This is a genomic window from Streptomyces sp. NPDC048254 (assembly GCF_043201895.1).
In the GTDB taxonomy this organism is placed as follows: domain Bacteria; phylum Actinomycetota; class Actinomycetes; order Streptomycetales; family Streptomycetaceae; genus Streptomyces.
The window spans coordinates 25,514-43,510 of record NZ_JBICZJ010000016.1; the positions used below are offsets into that span (position 1 = coordinate 25,514).

General features: G+C 68.6%; 16 protein-coding genes and 1 pseudogene. 6 read left to right on the top strand and 11 right to left on the bottom strand.

Annotated elements, in window-relative coordinates:
• Positions 1 to 189: 189 nt before the first annotated feature.
• The gene (locus ACGFZQ_RS35945) at positions 190 to 609 is read right to left on the bottom strand and encodes an Ohr family peroxiredoxin (protein WP_393843878.1); all 420 of its coding nucleotides are present in this window, start codon (positions 607 to 609) and stop codon (positions 190 to 192) included.
• A gap of 107 nt (positions 610 to 716) precedes the next feature.
• The gene (locus ACGFZQ_RS35950; RefSeq protein WP_393843879.1) at positions 717 to 1,562 is read right to left on the bottom strand and encodes an alpha/beta fold hydrolase; all 846 of its coding nucleotides are present in this window, start codon (positions 1,560 to 1,562) and stop codon (positions 717 to 719) included.
• A gap of 214 nt (positions 1,563 to 1,776) precedes the next feature.
• On the opposite strand from ACGFZQ_RS35950, the gene ACGFZQ_RS35955 reads away from it, so the two are divergent.
• Positions 1,777 to 2,301, top strand: a complete 525-nt coding sequence (locus ACGFZQ_RS35955) for a MarR family winged helix-turn-helix transcriptional regulator (RefSeq protein WP_393844063.1) — start codon at positions 1,777 to 1,779, stop codon at positions 2,299 to 2,301.
• Positions 2,302 to 3,068: 767 nt separating this feature from the next.
• Here the strand turns inward: ACGFZQ_RS35955 and ACGFZQ_RS35960 are convergent.
• A pseudogene (locus ACGFZQ_RS35960) lies at positions 3,069 to 3,254 on the bottom strand (hypothetical protein); the annotation flags it as partial.
• Positions 3,255 to 3,449: 195 nt separating this feature from the next.
• Positions 3,450 to 3,857 carry an aldo/keto reductase gene (locus ACGFZQ_RS35965; RefSeq protein ID WP_393843880.1) on the bottom strand — a complete coding sequence of 136 codons (408 nt, stop codon included), beginning with the start codon at positions 3,855 to 3,857 and terminating at the stop codon, positions 3,450 to 3,452.
• A 9-nt stretch (positions 3,858 to 3,866) separates the two neighbouring features.
• Here ACGFZQ_RS35965 and ACGFZQ_RS35970 point away from each other — a divergent pair, with 9 nt between their 5' ends.
• The gene (locus ACGFZQ_RS35970) at positions 3,867 to 4,583 is read left to right on the top strand and encodes a hypothetical protein (protein WP_393843881.1); all 717 of its coding nucleotides are present in this window, start codon (positions 3,867 to 3,869) and stop codon (positions 4,581 to 4,583) included.
• A gap of 74 nt (positions 4,584 to 4,657) precedes the next feature.
• On the opposite strand, the gene ACGFZQ_RS35975 is transcribed toward ACGFZQ_RS35970, so the two are convergent.
• Positions 4,658 to 5,839: an adenosylhomocysteinase gene (locus ACGFZQ_RS35975; RefSeq protein ID WP_294011760.1), complete on the bottom strand. Its 1,182-nt coding sequence runs from the start codon at positions 5,837 to 5,839 to the stop codon at positions 4,658 to 4,660.
• Positions 5,840 to 7,029: 1,190 nt separating this feature from the next.
• On the opposite strand from ACGFZQ_RS35975, the gene ACGFZQ_RS35980 reads away from it, so the two are divergent.
• Positions 7,030 to 9,651 carry a carboxypeptidase regulatory-like domain-containing protein gene (locus ACGFZQ_RS35980; RefSeq protein ID WP_393843882.1) on the top strand — a complete coding sequence of 874 codons (2,622 nt, stop codon included), beginning with the start codon at positions 7,030 to 7,032 and terminating at the stop codon, positions 9,649 to 9,651.
• Positions 9,652 to 9,972: 321 nt separating this feature from the next.
• Here ACGFZQ_RS35980 and ACGFZQ_RS35985 read toward each other — a convergent pair whose 3' ends face one another.
• Complete coding sequence (locus ACGFZQ_RS35985; RefSeq protein ID WP_393843883.1) at positions 9,973 to 10,545, bottom strand: TetR family transcriptional regulator C-terminal domain-containing protein; 573 nt, start codon at positions 10,543 to 10,545, stop codon at positions 9,973 to 9,975.
• A gap of 311 nt (positions 10,546 to 10,856) precedes the next feature.
• Here ACGFZQ_RS35985 and ACGFZQ_RS35990 point away from each other — a divergent pair, with 311 nt between their 5' ends.
• Together ACGFZQ_RS35990 and ACGFZQ_RS35995 are read left to right on the top strand one after the other, a co-directional pair.
• On the top strand, positions 10,857 to 11,873 hold the full coding sequence (locus tag ACGFZQ_RS35990; protein ID WP_294011755.1) for an alcohol dehydrogenase catalytic domain-containing protein: 1,017 nt from the start codon (positions 10,857 to 10,859) through the stop codon (positions 11,871 to 11,873).
• 219 nt (positions 11,874 to 12,092) lie between these two features.
• Entirely contained in the window at positions 12,093 to 12,656 is a 564-nt protein-coding gene (locus tag ACGFZQ_RS35995; RefSeq protein WP_393843884.1) for a CGNR zinc finger domain-containing protein, read from the top strand.
• A 267-nt stretch (positions 12,657 to 12,923) separates the two neighbouring features.
• On the opposite strand, the gene ACGFZQ_RS36000 is transcribed toward ACGFZQ_RS35995, so the two are convergent.
• Both ACGFZQ_RS36000 and ACGFZQ_RS36005 read right to left on the bottom strand, forming a co-directional pair.
• A complete protein-coding gene (locus ACGFZQ_RS36000; RefSeq protein WP_393843885.1) occupies positions 12,924 to 13,049 on the bottom strand; it encodes a hypothetical protein in 126 nt (41 codons plus the stop codon).
• 114 nt (positions 13,050 to 13,163) lie between these two features.
• A complete protein-coding gene (locus ACGFZQ_RS36005) occupies positions 13,164 to 15,086 on the bottom strand; it encodes an N-acetylmuramoyl-L-alanine amidase (RefSeq protein WP_393843886.1) in 1,923 nt (640 codons plus the stop codon).
• Between the two features lie 708 nt (positions 15,087 to 15,794).
• On the opposite strand from ACGFZQ_RS36005, the gene ACGFZQ_RS36010 reads away from it, so the two are divergent.
• A complete protein-coding gene (locus ACGFZQ_RS36010) occupies positions 15,795 to 16,259 on the top strand; it encodes a hypothetical protein (RefSeq protein ID WP_393843887.1) in 465 nt (154 codons plus the stop codon).
• Between the two features lie 291 nt (positions 16,260 to 16,550).
• Here ACGFZQ_RS36010 and ACGFZQ_RS36015 read toward each other — a convergent pair whose 3' ends face one another.
• From ACGFZQ_RS36015 to ACGFZQ_RS36025, 3 genes are all read right to left on the bottom strand, one after another.
• Positions 16,551 to 17,114, bottom strand: coding sequence for an HAAS signaling domain-containing protein (locus ACGFZQ_RS36015; protein ID WP_393843888.1), 564 nt, complete (start codon positions 17,112 to 17,114; stop codon positions 16,551 to 16,553).
• A 39-nt stretch (positions 17,115 to 17,153) separates the two neighbouring features.
• Positions 17,154 to 17,507: a PadR family transcriptional regulator gene (locus ACGFZQ_RS36020; RefSeq protein ID WP_393843889.1), complete on the bottom strand. Its 354-nt coding sequence runs from the start codon at positions 17,505 to 17,507 to the stop codon at positions 17,154 to 17,156.
• Between the two features lie 202 nt (positions 17,508 to 17,709).
• Positions 17,710 to 17,946 carry a transposase gene (locus tag ACGFZQ_RS36025; RefSeq protein WP_393844064.1) on the bottom strand — a complete coding sequence of 79 codons (237 nt, stop codon included), beginning with the start codon at positions 17,944 to 17,946 and terminating at the stop codon, positions 17,710 to 17,712.
• Positions 17,947 to 17,997 lie beyond the last annotated feature (51 nt).

Below are 17,997 nucleotides of genomic sequence, written 5' to 3' on the forward strand. Positions count from 1 at the left end.
GATCGAACTTCCGTCGCTTCTCCGCCATGACTCCCAACTTCCCCTGCAGTCACGGTCTTCACGCTACGAGGGGAGGGACAGTCAGACACTTGAGCCCTCGAGCTGCGTCGGCTGGTGAACGCGGCCCGGCCGCCGTCTCCGGGTAGGAGGCGGCGGCCGTGGTGGGGTGGCGGAGTGTGAGGGGAGAGGTCAGACCGCGGTGGCGTTGATGGTGACGGGGATGTTGCCGCGGGTGGCCTTGGAGTAAGGGCAGATCTGGTGGGCGGCCTCAGCGAGGGCGGTGGCGGCGTCCTGGTCGACGCCGCCGATTTCGAGGTCGAGGACGGCGGCGAGGCTGAAGCCGTCGTCGCCGTGGACGAGGGTGATCTTGGTGTCGATGGCGGTGCTGGTGAGTCGGATCTTGCGCTGGGTGGCGGCGAGACGAAGGGCACCGAGGAAGCAGGAGCCCCAGCCGGCGGCGAAGAGCTGCTCGGGGTTGGTGGCGTCGCCGGCGCCGCCGAGTTCCTTGGGCAGGGCGAGGGTGGCGGTCAGGAGGCCGTCGTCGGACTGGACGCGGCCGCCGTTGCGGCCTTCGCCGGTGACGCTCACGGAAGCGGTGTAGTTGGCCATGGTGGTTCTCGTCCTTCTGTGGGTGTGCGGAGGTGCAGCCGAGTCGCGGGGGTCGCGCGAGCGCCTGCGTGTGGCGGCCGGCTCCCGGGGGTGTGGGGGGTGGCGGTTCAGCGGGTGGTGGTGCGGGCGGCCTGTTCGATAATGCGGGTGACGGCGCCGGGGCGGGAGACCGAGACGGCGTGGGACGCGGCGATCTCGGTGGTGTGGGAGTGGGCCCGCTTGGCCATGAAGCGCTGGGCGGCGGGCGGGATGTTGTAGTCGCGGGTGGTGATCAGGTCCCAGGAGGGGATGGTCTGCCAGGCGGTCTCGGTGGCCTTTTCCTCCAGGGCGGAGGAGACGACGGGGCGCTGGGTGGCGGCCATCAGGTCGGTGACGGGGGTAGGTACGTCGGCGGCGAACTGGTCGTGGAACTTGTCGGCCTTGATGTAGAGGTCGGTGCCGGTGCCGCCGCCGGGGAGCGGGAAGGGCACGGCGTTCAGCGTCGGGCCAAGGGTGCTGCCGGGGTACTTGTTGGACAGCTCCAGTGCGCTCTCGCCCTTGTCGGGGGCGAAGGCGGCTATGTAGACCAAGGCCTTGACGTCGGGGTTGCCGGCTGCGGCCTGGGTGATCACGGCGCCGCCGTAGGAGTGGCCGGCCAGCACGATCGGGCCCTTGACGCTCTTGAGGTAGCTGTTGAGGTAGTCGGCGTCGCTTGCCAGGCCGCGCAGCGGGTTGGCGGGAGCGACCACGGGATAGCCGTCGTGCTGGAGGCGCTTGACGACGCCGTTCCAGCTGGAGGAGTCGGCGAACGCACCGTGGACCAGGACCACCGTGGGCTTCTTGTCCGGCGCGTGGTGTGCGCCCGTGGCGTCTGCCGGGGCGGTGACCGCCAGGGCCAGGGCCACTGCTCCGGCGACGGCGCCGAGGGCGGCGACACGCTTGCGGGTGGGGCGGAGGGCGGTCGTGAGCTTCATGGCGATTCCCCTTCAGATATGCGCTGATTCCGGCTGGTGACCGCTCCGGGCGCTCCCGTCCGTGGCGACACCGAGAAACCTAGCGAACGTTTCTCTCGTGCACAAGTTAGTTGTGGACGATTGTTTTGAGCTCTTGGTGATGCGAGGGTGGTGAGGGCCTGAGCCGACCGACCGTGAAGTGAAGGGGAACCGAGCCATGAGTGACAACCAGGACATGCCCGAGCCGGGACCGGAGCCGGGGCCGGTTCTCCGGCCGCCGCTGCTGGACGACCATCTGTGCTTCTCGCTGTACGCGGCTTCCCGTGCGATCACCGGGGCCTACCGGCCGCTCCTGGACCCCCTCGGCCTGACCTACCCTCAGTACCTGGTCCTGGTCGCTCTCGGGGAGCACGGCGCCATGACGGTGAAACACCTCGTCGCCACCTTGCAGTTGGACTACGGCACCGTCACCCCGCTGATCAAACGCCTCGAGACGAACGGCCTGCTCACACGCAGGCGCCGCACCGACGACGAACGCGTCGTCGAAGTCGCCCTCACCGCCGAGGGCACCGCCCTCTACCGGCACATCGCGAGCATCCCGCCCGCCATCGGCGACGCCATCGGGCTCACCCCCACCGAGATCACCAGCACCCAGGACCTCGTCCGGCGCTTGACGGCCAACATCCACCGCCACACCACCAGCACCCCACCCGCCGGAACGCCCGAACCGAGCGGGCCAGGTAGCGCTGCCGCTTCCTGACGTCCCGGAGCCCCACACGTGGGGCTCCGGGACGCTGGAGGCGGCTCTACCTACCGGAAAGCGGTGCGCCCCAGCGCCCGGAAGGCGGCGCCGGGGCGCACGACTGAGACAGCTGGGACCACGGTTCTTCCTCTGCGGCCGCCTCGACATCCACGGTGAGCCGGGTACAGATTGTCTGTAGCGCCGCCAGATCGACAGGGTCCGAGTCCTTCCCCCTTGCCCCAGGCTCTTCGCGAGCGTGTCGAGGGTGTCGTAGCCGCCCGCCTGTGCCCAGGCACGGACCTGGGTCGCATGACCTCGAGGGCTTGCCGAGGTTGACTCTGACGCCGACGTTGCTGCGCACTGCTTGGATGCGGCGCTGGTGCCACCACGGCCGGTGAGCAAGAGCGTGAACGCAACCCGCACCGCCGCAACCGCAGGCCCGGTACGCATAACCCCCAAGGGCAGATGAGTCAGATGTCGGATGCTTAGGCCCGCCAGCGGGCTCCAGGCCCCGCGAAGATCCCACGGCGCCGCGCCCCCGACTGCGGCGCCTTCTTTATGCCCCGCCCCACCCTGCCGGTAGCACTAGGTAAACCGATTTGTTCTGGAGGAGCAGAACAACGCGAGGCATCCCCGCGTCGGTTCCGGACGACGGCCGGTAGCACCAGGTGAACCGGCTTGTTCTGCTCCTCCAGAACAAACCGCGGCCGCCCGGACCGCGGCCGATCCATGCAGCAGCTCTGCATGGATCTCGTGCGGAACATCGCAGATCTGCGATGTTATGCAGCCGTCGGGACAGGCTCCCGACCGTGCTGGCGGCCGCGGAGCGACAGGCGCTGGCGGGGGCGGCACGGTCGGTGCCCGCACACCGGGCACGGCACCGGATCGTCCCGGGTCCGCGCCGACACCCGGATGACCTCGCCCTCATCCGTCACGCCCTCGACGACAAGGCCCGACAGGCCCGAAAACACCACACCCACAAGCTCATTGACATCGCGCACACCAGGGCAACGACGGCCGTCACCCTTCGTTACCACCGATTACGGGACAGAGCCGATCGCTTTACAGACCCGATCCCTGCTGGTCCAGGAAGGTCTGGAAGCGGTCGGCAGCCGGGATGCGGGAGCTGGCCTCGGTCGGACCGGTCGGCTGATCGCGTGGGTGGGTCAGGAGTGTCCGAGCACCGGGTGTGATCGGTAGGGCGCGTACAGTTGGTGCAGGTCCTGTTCGCTCAGAGTCACTTCGAGTGCGGCGATGGCGTCGTCGATGTGGCGGGGTTTGGTGGCGCCGATGATCGGTGCGCTCACGGCGGGTCGAGTGAGCAGCCAGGCCAGGGCGATCTGGGCCGGCGGCCGGCCGTGTTCCCGGGAGATGGCGCCGAGGGTGTCGATGACGTCGAAGTCGGCATCGGCGTAGGCGCGGAAGCGGGAATCGGCCAGTGCGTCACTGGCCGCGCGCAGGGTGTGCTGTTCTCCGGTGCGGTTTCGGTTGCCGGCGAGGTGCCCGCGGGCAGCGCACCGAAGCCACCTCTCGCGCTCCTCGGTGTCCTGAGCGGTCATTCCGGTCACGTACATGGCCTGAACATGTCCAGCCTCGACAGCTCGCTGGTGCCAGTACGCGGCTTCATCCGCCCGCTGTCCGGTCATCAGGTGGGCGAGACGGTACATCGCTTCTGGTTCACCGGCCTCAGCAGCTTTGTGAAGCCACCGCTCTGCCTGGCCGGTATCGCGGCGTTCCAAGCGGTCGGCCAGATGCATCATGGCCCGTTGTATCGCCGCAGCCAGCGGCCTGTTCCAGGCCGCCGGGATGATCCAGATCATGCCGCACGTGATCGAAAGCCATTGAACCCTCCCGCGTTCGACACCCACATCACCAAGGTGCCCTGGCTGGAGGGGATTTCGCTCACCTTGCCCTTCTCCATGATGGCCACCGCGCCAACAACAGTGACCGCAGAGGCACGGTCAGCGCCACAGTGGCTGCAACTCACCGTCCCGTCTCCGAGGGAGTTCGAACGCAAAGGGAACCACGTCTTGGGGCGTCTCCAGCAGAATCGCGGCGCGCTGGCTCCTGGCGGAGTCGCCGAAGGCCCGGTGCAGCGTGCTCTTGACCGTACCGGCCGCCATGCCGAGGGCAGCGGGGTGCGGCCGGCCTTCACGCGGGCCCGGTTGTCGTTCTGCCGCGGCACCACGGTCACCTGCCGCTCGGCGATCGCGATGTCGTCGTGCCGCAGCCCCAGGGCCTCACGGTTCACGCTGGAGGCCGTGCAGTCCTTGGATCATGCACCGGCGCACCCAGCCTGATCACGTCTTTCAGGGGGGAGGCGATTCCGGGTGGCCCGGCCTGGCGGGGCGGGCCACCCGGGTTTCGGTGGACCTCAGATGTGGCTCAGCATGGACACCAGGTCGGTGGCGACGCTCCTGTCGATGAGCTCGGGGACGGCCTGCACGCCCGGGCTGAGGGGCTGATCCGTGGTCGTGGCAAGCGCGGCAAGGCTGCGGGCCTGGAGGGTGAGCCCGAGGTCCATCGCCTGGATCGGATTGCCCTTGGCCGCCGTGAGGTTGATCATCTTGGTATCGGCGAGCACGACCAGTTCACGACCGTCGTCGAGGCGGTGGACGGCTCGTTCCTGCCCGCTGGCGCCCGATCGGTGCACGGCCCGCGTGCGCTCGGCCAGCGCGTCCGTGTCCAGCTCCCACGGCCTGTGTCCGACCCCGGCGATCACCGCACCGTCCCGCAGGACGTCCAGCTCGGCTGTGCCGATCACTCCCGGGTGGCCGGTGGCCAGGAAGAGCAACTGGGTCCGGGGCAGAAGCTCGCTCAGCTCTCCAACCTGATGACCCGCCATCAGTGCCTCCAGAGCGCGGTAAGGGTCGATGTCCGCCACCGCGACCCGGGCGCCCAGATGGGCAAGTGTGTCGGCGACCCCCCGCCCGCAGGGCCCATAGCCGACGACGGTCGCATGCGCACCGGGCAGCATGAGGTTGGTGGCGTTCATGAAGCCCTGGACAACGCTCTGGCCGACGCCAAACTCGTTCTCGACCAGCAATTTGAGCCGGCTGTCGTTGATGACGACTACGGGGAAGGGCGGCGGGGAGCTCCAGGATCGGATGCGCAGGCCGCCCGTGGTGGTCTCCTCGGTGGCCCCGATGAGGCCGGGAAGACCTCCTCGAGCCATCACGGCCTCGATAAGGTCCGCACCGTTGTCGAGGATGAGGTCCGGCCTGGAGTCCAGTACCTGCGCGATGTTCCCGCGGTGCTGGTCGAGGTCGTCCGATCGGTGGCCGATGACGGTGACGCCGGCTGCGCGCAAGGCGTCCGCGGTGTCCTCCTGAGTGGTACCGGGGGAACCGGTCAGGGTGACCTGCGCGCCCGCCTGAGCCAGGAAGGACACCAGAACAGCGGTCTTCGGCTCGATGTGCAGACAGATCCCGATACGCCGTCCCGCGAACGCGGCCGAGTGGGTCTGCATGGTGGCCGCGAGCAGCGGCATGTGACGGGCGGCCCACTGGGTGTCGTCGTGGGGGATCGTGCAGCGGACGGGGACGGTTGTTGTCATGACGAGATTCCTTGGCTGACGAGGTCGGTGAGGTGGGCACATGTGTGCCCTGGAGCTGAACCGACTTGTCAGCCGTAGAACTGGCTGAGATACGAGTGATCACCGAAGATCCACAGATGGCGGCTCCCGCCAGTCATGACCATCTGAGGGCCTCCCCTCCGGGAACGGTGACGGACATACCTGCACAGTCGACGTTATACGCATAACCCCAGTGCGGCAAGAGACCCTTCGGGTTCAGGCACCCACAGATACCGACCCGAGATCCCCCTTCTCAGGGCCGGACACCCCGGGCGGGCAACATGAACGTCGCAGGCCGCCCGTGGTGCGTTGTGCGGGTCGGCGGCCGGTCGGCCGCACACCCACACCCTGCCCACCATGCGCAGGAGGTGGGATGAGTACACGAAGGTCCTGACAGTTTCGTCATATTCCCATCACTCTCATCTGCACCATCCATGTATGCGGTGAATGCACGATGTTGACGGGCCCTCACCGGCCGGCCCTTACGCGCGCCGGGATTCCAGACGCGGACCGGCACCGTGCGCAGCCCCGCCCCACAGACCGTCGCCCGAAAGTGCGTAACAGCCGACACCGCTCATAAGGCGCTCCCGGCCAGGCGCCCGACTACATCGGCCGCCGGAAACGCCGAGCTGGTAGCGCGCGGCGGTGGAAGAGGTCCACGCCGGAAAAGCATCGGAAGGCGCGCACTCGCAGTCCGCTGAATTCATCCGCACTTTTCCGGCAGAGCTGAGGCTAATTTCGGAAGGGAAGTCAGAATTCCGTGGCACCGGGTGTGTACCGATCAGATTCTGCGACCGAACGGTCTGCCGGGGCAATGGCGGAACCTGGGGCGTTTGCGCGGCTGCACAAGTGAGAAGCACCGGTCGGGCCACCACCACCCGAAGGGTTCTTATGGGTCTGATCTACACAAAACTCCTTGTTGATACGGCAGTTGCCCTGTCCACGCGTGTCGCTCCGCGTCCGGCCCGCAGTCCGGGAGCACGGCACCAAACGGCAAGGAATTGCGCATTTACTGTCCATTTTTCGGCTTCCAGTAACGGGGAAATGAACTCGTAACAGCTGACGCATTGACAGCCGCACCGCATACGGCGGCTAATTAAGCGCTGCGCACCGGCGTATGCATTTTTCCTGCCACCGGTCTCTTATGGAGGCCAGATCATGACAGGTGGAACATGAAGATATCCACGCGCGTGGAGAGCGGATTTCGACCGCTTCACGCCCTGCGGCGCGGCGCCGCGGTTGTGGGCGTGGCGGCTGTGGCCCTGGTGGGCTTCCAGCCGGCGGCCAGTGCCGGAACCGGCCCGGAGCCGGGCCGGACGGCCGCCTCGACACGGCTGAACACGGCCGCCTCCGATGCCGACACCCCCGGCACCGATCTCACGCCCCTCTGCGATACCCCCGCCAAGGGGCACGCAGCTTGCTACGCCCTGCGCGCGCCCGGCACGACGGCTCGTCTCAGTGCGGCGCAGACACCGGCGGGACTCGGCCCGCAGGACATCCGCAGCGCCTACGACCTGCCCGCCGACGGCGGAGCGGGACAGACGATCGCGATCGTCGATGCGTACGACAACCCGAACGCCGAGGCGGACCTCGCCATCTACCGCAGCCAGTACGGGCTTCCGCCGTGCACCACGGCGAACGGCTGCTTCGCCAAGGTGGACCAGCGCGGCGGTACCAACTACCCCATGACGAGCGACTCATGGGCCGGCGAGATCGCCCTCGATCTGGAGATGGTCTCCGCCACCGCTCCGCAGGCGCACATCATCCTCGTGGAGACCGACAACGACGGCCTCGACAACCTCGCGGCCGGGGTCGACAGGGCGGTCGCCCTCGGCGCCAAGTACGTCTCCAACTCCTATGGCAGAAGCGGTGACTCCGACAGCGACCAGGCGACCTACGGTGCCTCCTACGACCACCCGGGTGTCGCCGTCGTAGCGGCGAGCGGTGACAACGGATACGGGGTCGCCTTCCCGGCGACCCTGTCCACGGTGACCTCGGTCGGCGGCACGGACCTGGTCGCCGACCCCACCAGTGCCCGCGGATGGTCCGAGACCGTCTGGAACCGCGACACCTACGCGCCGGGTTCCGGGTGCGCCACGCACCAGCCGAAGCCCGCCTTCCAGAAGGACACCGGGTGTGCCGGCCGCAGCGTCGCCGACGTCTCAGCCGTCGCTGACAACGTTGCCGTCTACTCCACGTTCGGCTCGACCGGAACGGGCTGGCAGCGCTACGGCGGCACGAGCGTCGCCACGCCCGTGATCGCGGCCGTCTACGCCCTGGCGGGCAGCCCGCGGCCCGGAACGTACCCGAACTCGTACCCCTACGCGGCCGGCGGCACGGGCCTGACCGACATCACCAGCGGATCGAACGGCATCTGCGACACCGCGTATCTGTGCACCGCGGCCGCCGGTTACGACGGTCCCACCGGCCTCGGCACACCGTCCGGCCTGGCGGCGTTCCGCAGCGGCCCGAGCGGCACCGTGTCCGGCGTGGTCAAGGACGCCAAGACCGGCCGGCCCGTCGCCGGAGCCACCGTGGGCACGGGTCCCGACGTCGCCACGACCCTCCAGGACGGCACCTACTCCCTGAACCTCCCCGCCGGCCGGGTCGACGGCCTGACCGTGACGGCGTTCGGCTACCGGACCACAGCGCCGATCGCCCTCGACATCGCCGACGGCCAGACGGTGACCCACGACTTCGCGGTGGCGCCGCTGCCGCGCGTCCACGTCCGCGGCACGGTCAAGGACGGCTCGGGACACGGCTGGCCGCTCTACGCCCGCATCTCCGTCCTAGGGTCGCCCGAGGCCCCGGCATGGACCGATCCGGTGACCGGCGCGTACGACATCACCCTGCCGAAGCAGGCCGGTTACCAGTTGGACGTCAGCGCCGCGCTGCCCGGCTACGAACCCGTCATCCGAGCCGTGACGGTCGCTGCCAGGCCGGTGACCGCGAACGTCGCGGTGACCGCCGACCCGGACGCGGCCACCGCCATCGGCTACACCCCCCGCCGCACCGACAACGCCGAGACCTTCGACTCCACCACCGCGGCCCCCGCCGGGTGGACCGTGACGAACGCGGCCGGCACCGGCAACGGATGGCAGTTCGACGATCCCATCCAGCGCGGCAACGCCACCGGGGGTACCGGCTCCTTCGCCGTGGTGGAGAGCGACCAGGGGCCGTTCGGTCCGCACCAGGACAGCCAACTGACCACTCCCGCCTACGATCTGTCGCACGCGCAGTCCGCGGAGCTGAGCTTCGAGACGGCCTACGTGGCCAACCTCACCCAGCAGCACATGACGGTGGACGCCAGCACGGACGACGGAAAGACCTGGCAGAACGTCTGGGCCGGACCGAGGGTCGGCGGTTCGGAGGACCACCTGACGGTCGCCGTCCCGCTGCGTCAGTACGCCGGGCAGCGGTCCGTGCGCCTGCGCTTCCACTTCGTGGCCGACTGGGGCTACTTCTGGGCACTGGACGACGTGACCCTCCAGACCCGTCGCCTCGAGCCGGTCCCGGGCGGCCTAGCCGTGGGCACCGTCAGGGACGCGGCCACCGGCGCGGGCGTGGTCGGCGCCACCGTCGTCGACACCCGCACCCCGGACAGCGGCGCGGTCACGGCCGCCACTGCGGACGACCCGGCTGTGGGCGATGGTCTGTACACCCTGTTCCTGCCCGGCTCCGGCCGCCACGCTCTACAGGTCACGGCATCCGGCTACGCGACACTCACCCGCACCGCGGTGACGCTCGACGACCGAGTCACCCGGAGGGACTTCCGGATCAGACAACACGGCTAGAAGACCTCGCCGTACTGCCGTCGGGAGCGGTGCCATGCCCCAGCGGGCACAGCACCGCTCCCGACCAGCGGACTCCGGGAGTCAGCCGTCGCACCGTGTACACGCACGCCGGCGACACGGGTACGGCCCCCGGTGCGAAGACACGTCCCCGAGGCCGACGGCCTGATGGGCACCTGGCCGCGGGAGCACCGACCATGCATCACAGGTTTGGCTGGTGACACTTCTGGTTGCCGCAGATGTCACCAGTCAAACACGTGACGCATGAGTGTGCCGCACCCCACCGCGGAAGCGAGGGCGAAGAGGGACGCGGGACGCGGGACGCTACGGCAGGAGGACGTCGAAAACGGTGCGGAAGAACGCGTCCAGCGGCGCCGCCGACTTGTGGGCCCGGGCCGCGATCAGGGTGCCTTCCCAGGCACTCAGGACGAAGAGGGCGGTGGCCTCCGCGTCGACATCGCCACTCAGATCGCCCGCCTGTTGGGCCTCCACGAGGACGTCCCGGATCAGCGCCCCCCACCGGTCGAACCCGCCTGCGACCGCCAGGCGGATCTCGTCGCTGTGGTCGGCCATCTCCGCACCGAAATTGCCGGCCAGGCAGCCATGTACGAAGCCGTTGTCGACGGTGTCCTTGCTCAGGAACTCGAAATGGGCACGAAGCCGTTCCAGCGGAGGGCGGCCCGGTGTCGTGAGCATCTCGAAGCTCAGAGTGGTGGCGTACCGGCTCAGCGCTTCCAGGGCACTCTCCTCCTTGCTGGAGAAGTGGTTGTAGAAGGACCCCTTGGGAACCCCCGCCGCGCTGGTGATGTCGTTGATGCCGGTGGCGTTGAAGCCGCGCGCGTGGAACTGCTGAAAGGCCGCCTGAGCGATCTCCTCACGCTTGGACACTTGCGCCATGCCGTCTCCGCCTTCCGTCGGGCCGACCCGCTTTCGCCCCTCCGCGGACACGGACCCGGATCGCCGCGTGCGATTTTCGCGGCCGAGGACTACACCAAGGCGACCAACCATATTGTAGTCGTCCCGCCGAGGCACGAGCCCGCAGGCGCCCTCGGGGTGCGGTCCACCCATGGCGCCCTGCGGTGGGTCGTCGGGCACTCGACATGGGTTACCCTCCTCTAAGACGACCGGTCATTTTGCCCTGTCGTCCTCTGAGCTCTGTCCTCACCGATACCGGCCTGTCACGGCGGCACGACATACAGGAGCAGCCAATGTCCACTTACCGGGCCTTCGAGGCCACCGGTGTCCACAACCTCCAGCTGGTCGAGCGCGACCTGGTCGACCCTGCACCGGGGCAGGTCCGCCTGCGTGTGGAGGCCTGCGGTGTCTGCCACACCGACGTGCTGGCCATCGAGGGACTGCGTGCCGATCCCTCACAGCCCATCGTTCCCGGCCACGAGGTCGTCGGCGTCGTCGACGCCGTCGGAGCAGGTGTCACCGCCTGGCAGCCCGGGGACCGGGTCGGCGTCGGCTTCCTCAACGGCCACTGCGGCGAATGCGAACCATGCCGCCGCGGCGACTTCGTCAACTGCCGAAACCAGGAACAGACCGGAACCACCATCGACGGCGGCTACGCCGAGGTGGCCTACGCCCGCGCCAGCGGGCTGGTACGGATCCCCGACGGCATTCCGGCGACCGACGCCGCTCCCCTGCTCTGCGCCGGACTCACCACCTTCACCGCCCTCCAGCAAGGACCCACCCGAGCCGGCGCCCTGATCGCCGTACAGGGCATCGGTGGACTGGGACACCTGGCCCTGCAGTACGCACGCAGCCTCGGCTACCGCGTCGTCGCCATCGCGCGCGGAAAGGACAAGGAGACATACGCCCGCCGGCTCGGCGCCCACGAATACATCGACAGCACCACCACCGACGCCGGAGCCGAGCTCACCGCCCTGGGCGGCGCCTCCCTCATCATCGCCACAGCCTCCAGCGGCGCCTCCATGAACCCGCTGGTCCAGGGCCTCGCACCGAACGGCAGGCTCGTCGTGGTCGGAGCCGCACCCGACCCCCTCACCATCGCCACCCCCGACCTGATCTTCGGCACCCGCACCATCACCGGCAGCCTCACCGGCTCGTCCATCGAGAACGAGGACAACCTCGCGTTCACCCTCGCGCACGACATCCGTCCCAGCACCGAGGTCATGCCCTTCACCCAGGCGATGAAGGCCTACGAGCACATGCTTTCCGGCGAGGCCCGCTTCCGCGTCGTGCTCGACACCACCGCCTGAACCAGCCCTTGACGCCGGGCGAGACACGCCTCTCGCCCGGCACCACCGCGCGGTTCGCCGAACGCCGTCACCAGCCGCCCGTCCTCCCGCGGAGGACCGCGTCCCGGCGGGCGGTGTACGGTGTCGCGGGCTCTCGACGGCTCCCGTCCGGTGCACCGTCCAGAGCGGTGATGGTGACAGAGCTTGCGCTTCGCATCAGTCACCTGTCAGAATGGTGACGTGAATCTCAACCATGTCTTCGTCTGCGGAAACCCGGCCCTGGACTTCGCGGCCACCCTCCGTGCCCGGCGTTCGACCCGGTTCGAGATGTTCGTGACCCCGGAGCGCCTGAACGCCTGGTACGTGGAGTCCGGACTCGTCGACACGGTCACCCCCGGCGAGGAGGAGGACGTCCGGGAGGCTATCACCGTGCGCGAGGCCGTCTACCGGCTCATCACCGACCGCCGTCTCGGCGAGGACTTCGACCGGGAAGCACTCGGCGTGCTCAACGCGGCGGCGCGCAAGACCCCGGTGACTCCTCAGCTCACCCTGACCGGACGGCACATCGACGCCACCCCCGAACAGGCCCTGGCAACCGTCGCCCGACAGGCCGTCGAGCTGCTGAGCGGCCCGGACGTCCCGCTCCTCAAGGAGTGCGGGAACCCGGTGTGCACCCGCATCTACATCGACCGCTCCCGGGGCATGCGCCGCCAGTGGTGCGGCATGGAGTCCTGCGGCAACAAGATCAAGGCAGCCGCGTACCGCGCCCGCAAGAAGACGACGCCGGCCATGACCACCCGCTGACACCGGGAACGATGCGGGCAACTCGCACCGCCCGCGATACACCGTTCGCCGGACACGAACGCGCCCGCGGGAACAGTCAGCGGTTCAGGGCTAGCTCGCCAGGGCGTCGAGTACGCCTGCGGGCGGGGGTTCACCGGTTCGCGGTGACGAAGATCGAGTCGAGCGCGCTGGTGGAGTCTGCCGAACAGGTCGAGGTACTTGCGGTAGATACGTGTCCCGGATCGACATCGGCCATGTCAGGCGCGGGAAGCAACGCCGACACGTCGGTCAGGTCGCCTCGCCCGAACTCCACCCGCCGGTCGTCGATGTCGGCGGGTTCAGATCGACCGACACGATGCGCGGGCGCAGCTCGGCGATGAGCATGGGGTGGATCACACGCTCGAAGGCGGTCATGAACTGCTCTCCGGGGAACTCCCGGACCTCGCCGCCGGCATTGCGCGCCGACAGGAACGCGAAAGCCTCCGCACGGGTGCCGGACGGGCCCGCCGCGCGGAGGCTCGGAACGGGTCAGTCCTCCCAGTGATGGACTGCTTCGGTCGCCGTGACGTCACCGGCGTAGACGAGGGCCACACGGTGGTTGTACTGAATGGTGTACATCTTCTTGGCGCCGATGACGACCGCTCCGTTGGAGGGGAAGTAGTCGTCGGTGGCGGCGGGTTCGGCGGTGGCGACATAGGCCTGACCGGCCGGGATGGAGTACATGCTCAGGGGCGCCTGCGTCGAGGCGCCGAGGCCCGCCGGGTACTCCGCCTTGTCGGGGTAGCTCGATCCGTAGAGCGAGACCGCGCCGGTGTTCGCGGGACGGATGATCTTCACGCCGTAGCTGGTCTTGGTGTTGGCGCCGGAGGGGTTGTAGAACCACACTTCGGAGCCGCTGTACCAGATCGCCGTCCAGTCGCCCTGGACGTCCGCGACGACGAACTGCTGCCCGGACTGGGCCGTGCTGCCCCAGTCGTTGACCCGGTCGGTGCCCACGGCGGTGCCATGGATGGCCTGGTCGCCGAAGAGCGGGGCCGTCTCGCTCGGGGCGGTGCGCAGGTAGACGAAGTTCGCCTGCTGCTGCCTCTCGGTGCAGGCGGTCGTCTGCCCGGTCGGGTCGTCGGAGGGACACACCTGGATCGTCTGGCTGTTCTGCGCGAACGGCGGGTCGATCGTCACGACCGAGCCCGTCTGCGGAACGGCGTGCAGACCGCTCAGCGGGGCGCCCAGCAGGCTCATGAAGTGGTCCCAGTCCCAGAAGGGGCCCGGGTCCCAGTGCATTCCGGAGACGAGGGACGAGTTGGGACCGGCAACGTTGTCATGGCCGATGATGTGCTGGCGGTCCAGGGGGATGTCGAACCGTGTGGCCAGGTACCGCACCAGGTAGGCGGTGGCCTCGTACTGTGCCTCGGTGTACCAGGCCGCGCCCTGTACGGCGTAGCCTTCGTGCTCGATGCCGACCGAGTGCAGGTTGGTCGAGTAGTTGCCCGCCTGGAAGGCGATGTCCTTGGTGGGCACCATCTGGGTGACCGAACCGTCCGAGGACATCACGTAGTTGGTCGCGGCGGGGTTCGTGGGGTTGGCCAGGCCCGTGACACCGGCGTCGTAGGTGGTCTCCAGGTCGTGGATGACGATGGTGTCGATCCTGATGCCGTTGGCGGGCCGGTTGGAGACCTGACGGCCGGCGGGAGAGCCCGCGACGAAGGTGCAGCGGACGGCGGGCGGGCACTCGGTGTCGGCGGTGTCCGCGGTCGCCGCCTTCAGGCCCAGTGCGGTGGCCTGTGAACGCACGGGAGCGATCGACGGGTCGGCGGCCAGGCGGACCCGCTGGCCGTCCTGCGTGGTCACGGCGGCTCCGCCGCGGATGGTGCCGAAGACGTGGTCGGCGAAGCCGGACGCGCCCTGCTGCTGCTTGGACTGGCTGTAGCGGGCCACGGCGCCGTACCACCGGGAGGCGTCCGCGGGTGTGCCGCCGGTCAGCTGCTTCTCGTACGAGGCGAGCAGCGCCGCGCCGCCGCGGATGTTGGCGGTGTCGTCCTCGCGCAGTTCCCGCGCGGACAGGCCGGTCAGTTTCGCGGCCGTCTGGAGGGTGTGCAGGGCGGGGCCGGCGGCGAGGTCCTTCAGGTCGGCGCGGCCCACGGCGCCGGCGTCGCCGCCGGCCAGCATCGCGGGGGTGACGTCCGTGAGGTGCATGACCCCGTAGCCGCCGTCGCTGCTGACCTGGGTGCCGTGCGACTCCCAGCGCGACTCCTGGTAGGCCAGGGCGAGCAGGACGCTGGACGGGATGTGGTACTCGGCGGCGGCGGACCGGAGTGCCTGCTGCCGGGCGGTGGGGGTGCTGTTCGAGGTGTCGGCCTGGGCGGCGACCGGCGATATGAGTATGCCGCTCGCGGTCAGCACGCTCGCGGCGATCGCGGCGGAGACGCCGACCGCCCTCTTTCTCTTGCGCAAGGCGATGATCCTTAACAACTGGGAAGCATGTGCCGGGATGCCCGCCCGGGACGGTACGACGTCTCTCTGCGGGGGCAGCTCGGTCTGTGGCCGACTATAAGGGGTCCGGGTCTGCCGCCGATGGCTCAAGGACACTGTGGTGAACGGAGGTTGAGCGGATGCCCGCGGGTGCGTGAAGGAATGGTGGAGAGGTGGCACGGCACCGAACCGGAAGACATGTGTGAAGGGCATGAGCGCCACGGCCTACTGCCTACTGCCTACTGCCTACTGCCGAGCGGTGACGGCAGTAGACACGCTGGAGGTGAGCCGCGGCGACAGCAGCGTGTGCCCCGCGTCGAGGTCCGAGAGTCCCAGCTCGGACACTAGGGAGCAAGTAGTCCGCCGGTAGGTTCCAAGGGGCTGCGGCTGCCGTCTCGTTGAGCTGATCGGATGAACCGACGCCTCGACGACAGCAAGGAGCGGGTGTGTGACGAGGGTGGTCGCTGGAAGAGGTGGTGGCGCGCTGGACGCTGGAGGATGGCGACTACTGATCTTTTCGGTACCGGAAGAAGATCCGCGAGGCTGTGCCGTTGCGGCCGGAGTGGCTGTCGACGGAGGTCCGCCCGGTCGTGTTGGTCAAGTACCGGCAGTGGGAGGCCTGTTGGTGCAGTGCAGTGCAGTGTCGAGCGGATCGAGCCGCCGGGCCCGACCCATGTGGACAAAGTGCTTGTGGCGGCCAGCAACCGATGGGAGCGGGCGTTCTGTAAGCGGACCGTCGAGCGCCTGGACGACGTCGGATTGGCCCGCCTGCTGGCTCTGGTGGCGGAGGACAACGAGGACGGCGCCGCCCTGCTCGCCTCACTCAAGCGTGACCCGGGCGCGGTCAGTTTTGGACTCACTGCTGACCGAGATCACCAAGCTGAACGACGTGCGCGAATTCGGCCTTCCCGAGGGGCTGTCCGCGGACTGCTCGGAGACGATGGTGGCCGCGGGCAGTCAAGACGTACCCCCTCAGACTTCCGCGACACCGCCGAGGACGCACGGATCACACTGCTCGCGGCGCTGTGCTCCCCTTTCACAGACGCACTGGTGGGGCTGCTGGTGGCTCTGGTCCACAAGATCAACGCTCGTGCCGAGCGGCGGGCGGAGAAGAAGCTGACGGCGTACTGCGCTACGGCAAGGACGACGCCCTGACCGCTCGGACCAGGAACACACCGAGACCTCGATACTCGCCCTGCAGCTGTTCCGGTCTGCGTTTGTCGCCATCAGCACCCCGCTGTGGCAACAGGTCCTCGCCGAGCCGGCCTGGGCAAGAAGCTGTCCGACGAGGACCGGCGCGGTTTGACCGCGTCGTTCTGTTCGACCATCCACCCGTACGGCACCTTCCGCCTCGACATGGACCGGCGGCTCGAACTTGCGCCGGCCGTCAGAGTGCCCGGTCCGCGCCATGTGGTCGGTGACGCTGCCAGAACAGGTGATTCCTCATCATGACCACATGCGGCGCCCTGTCTGGAAGAGGTATAGCGATGCGGCCGCCGGGATCAGCACGCTGGGGACGACGAGAGTGAGCAGCACCGGGTCGAGCGGCCCCGTTGTCGCTGCGGTGAGGGCTATGCCGACAAGCGCTACAAGGACCGGGAGCGTGGCCGCGGTGCCGATGATCTTGTCGCGCCGACTCCAGTGAGGTGCTGCCCACAGCAGCACGACGCCCGCAATCATGACAATGCCGCCTAGGACGACGTTGACGCCCCCGAGAAGTCCTGCCACCGGCAGCAAGATCAACGGGGCAAGGCTGTGCCACTTGCCTACCGGCAGCGCATTGGTCTCGCCTTCGCGGGCGGTGGCCACGATGGTGCGGGGGTCGCCGAGGCGGTCCAGGTCGACTTTCACCTCCGCCTCAGTGCGGGCCGGCTGCTCGGCGAATGCCACCGCAATGTGCTCCGTCAGGTCGGCAAGAAGTTCGTTGCGGCGCTCCGGCGCCAGGGCTGCGGCCTCGCGTGCCACAGCCTCCAGGTAGGCCACCGCAAGCGGGTGCTCGACGGTCTTCATAGTGAATCTCCAGGTAAGGGCAGTGGGGAGTTCGGACGTTTAATCGGTGATGAAGCGGTCCACGGCGTCGCGGAAGTGCGGCCAGATCTCAGTGAACTCCGTCAGCGCCGCCTCTCCCTGAGGGGTCAGCATGTAGTAGCGGCGCGGCGGCCCACTTGGGGACTCCTGCCAGGTGGTCTCCACCAAGCCGTCCCTGCGCAACCGGGCCAGCAATGGATAGATCGTCCCCTGGCTGGTGGCCATCACGTTCACGGTGCCCAGCACCTCGAGCAGTTCTACGCCGTAGCGAGCGCCACTGCGCAGAAGTCCCAGGACGCAGTACTCCAGCACTCCTTTGCGGAGCTGACTCTCCGCCTTACCTGGGCCACCCTTGCTTGCCACATCAGGTACCATGCAATACACGGTACCCGGCACGCCATGTACGTCCAGCCCTTCCCGGGACCGCCCCAGGCCGGATATCGATACCTGTGCGGCTACTTCATCGGACAGAGGTGGATGGGGTGTCGCACGACGCCGTTCTCGGTGCCGCGATCCGGACGCTTACCGCGCCGGGGGTTCGGACCAGGTTGCGGCCTGTCGGCAAACGACGGCGAGCTCAAGCGGTCAGCGCATCACCGCTGTTCAGGAGGTCGGCGTAGACCTCTGCCGGAGTGCGGTAGCCGTGGGTCTTGCGCGGACGGTGGTCGAGTTCGTGAGCGATGGCGTCCAGGTCGGCCTGGCTGAACGTGCGGAGGTCGGCGCCCTTGGGGAGGTACTGCCGAAGCAGCCGGTTGGTGTTCTCGTTGGTGCCGTGTTGCCACGGGCTCCGCGGCTTGCGGAGGTAGATCGGCATCCTGGTCTCGGTGGTGATGGCCTGGTGCTCGGCCGTCGCGATGGGCGTCCA